This window comes from Sulfitobacter brevis (assembly GCF_900112755.1).
GTDB lineage: Bacteria > Pseudomonadota > Alphaproteobacteria > Rhodobacterales > Rhodobacteraceae > Sulfitobacter > Sulfitobacter brevis.
In genome coordinates, this window is the sequence record NZ_FOMW01000062.1 from 1 (window position 1) to 1,914 (window position 1,914).

At 59.8% G+C, this 1,914-nt stretch carries 1 protein-coding gene and 1 pseudogene; both read right to left on the minus strand.

The window, feature by feature from the left end:
- Window positions 1-49: 49 nt before the first annotated feature.
- The gene (gene istB, locus BM174_RS20690) at window positions 50-943 is read right to left on the minus strand and encodes an IS21-like element helper ATPase IstB (protein ID WP_093925673.1); all 894 of its coding nucleotides are present in this window, start codon (window positions 941-943) and stop codon (window positions 50-52) included.
- Window positions 940-1,914, minus strand: a pseudogene (locus BM174_RS20695) (DDE-type integrase/transposase/recombinase); the annotation flags it as partial. The gene istB and the pseudogene BM174_RS20695, both read right to left, overlap by 4 nt.

The window sequence follows — 1,914 nt, forward strand, 5'->3', positions numbered from 1 at the left end:
TATAGCGCGACAATCTGGGTGAGACGGCGGCGACAATCATGATGAGATTCTATGTCGCGGCATCTGTGACGATATCATCGTTATTGCCGTCGGCAAGATTTTCTTCGTCTGTTGTTTGTCGCTCCGCGTCAATCAGCGGTGTGTTGTTGATTGTCGCGTATGTGGCAGGCCTGCCTCGCTTGCGTTTGGCTTCGAGCGCGGATCGCCGCCGGTAGCTCTCGACATTCATTTCGAAGATGGTCGCATGATGAACAAGCCTGTCGACGGCCGCGAGTGTCATGGCGGGATCGGGGAAGACCCTGTTCCATTCGCCGAACGGCTGATTGGCGGTGATCAGAGTGGAGCGCCTTTCGTATCGCGCCGAGATGAGTTCGAATAGAACGCTGGTCTCGGCCTGATCCTTGGTGACATAGGCAAGGTCATCGAGGATCAGCAGATCAAATTTGTCGAGCTTGGCGATGGCGGCCTCGAGTTGCAGTTCGCGACGGGCAACCTGCAGTTTCTGGACCAGATCAGTGGTTCTGGTGAATATGACCCGCCAGCCGTTCTCGATCAGCGCCAGGCCGATGGCGGCAGCGAGATGGCTTTTACCGCCACCAGGTGGGCCGAACATAAGGACATTTGCGCCCTGGGACAGCCAGCTGTCGCCTGCAGCCATGGCCATCACCTGCGCCTTCGAGATCATCGGAACGGCATTGAAGTCGAAGCTATCCAAGGTCTTGCCAGACGGCAGGTGCGCTTCGGCGAGATGACGAGCAACCCTGCGGTGAGCGCGTTCAGCAAGTTCGTGTTCGGCGATGGCGGCCAGGAAACGTGCGGCCGGCCAGCCCTCCTTGTCGGCTTGCTCGGCGAACTGTGGCCAGAGGGTCTTGATGGTGGGCAGCCGCAGATCGTTCAGCATGATGCCAAGGCGCGCCACGTCAACGGTGTGGGAGGTCTTCATGCGTGCTCTCCCACTTTGTTTGTCGATCCTAGTAGGGCTTCATAGCTGTCCAGGGAGACGGACCGCACCGTGACAGTAGGCAAGCTGGCCGGGTCCGGCGCGAACTTGCTTCGCAGGACGCCAACGTCAGGAATATCGCCGACCTCGAGGATCTTGGCTAATTCCAGTGCCAGCGCAGCCTCGCAATTGCGGTCATGGGCAAGGCTGAGCAGCTCGACCGTGGCCTTGCAAGCCTGCCGTTCAGGCAATCTGGTGGCAAGCGCCTCGAAGGCCCGCCGATACTCTGCCCGTGGGAAGAGCTTGTCGCGATATACGAGATGCAAAAGAGCCATGGGCTTTTTACGCAGCGAATGGATGACATGGTGATAGTTCACCACCTGGTCGTGTTTACCATTCGCCTTCGCCCGCCCCCTGGGCAGCGTCATCAGGTGGGTGCCCCCAATAAAAAGATCCAGCCGGTCATCGAACAGGCGCACGCGCAGCCGGTGACCTATCAGGCGCGAGGGCACGGTGTAGAAGACCTTGCGCAGGATGAAGCCTCCGGTGCTGGTGACGGTGACAATCACCTCCTCAAAATCCGTGCTGCGGCGTTCGGGCAGATCCTGAAGATGCGGACGCTCGACGGCTATCCCCTTGCCATGATATGCGTTCCGCCGACCGACAATCTCGTCGACAAAAGCACGGTAGGCTCCGAGGTCTTCGAAGTCGGAACTGCCGCGCATCAGCAGCGCATCTCGGATCGCGCCCTTGAGATGCCCATGCGCGCTTTCGATTGAGCCGTTCTCGTGCGCCACGCCCTTGTTGTTGCGTGTTGGCGTCATCTTGTAATGGGCACACAGAGCCTCGTAGCGCGCGGTGAGATCGGTCTGGGCTTGCGCATCAAGGTTCCGGAAGGCGGCCGAGAGGCTGTCGCTGCGATGATAAAGCGGGACGCCGCCAGCTGACCAGAGCGCATTCTGAAGCCCCTCGGC

Excerpts from the sequence above, each read along its gene's own strand:
- istB (WP_093925673.1), bottom strand. The coding sequence starts at position 943 with ATGAAGACCTCCCACACCGTTGACGTGGCGCGCCTTGGCATCATGCTG.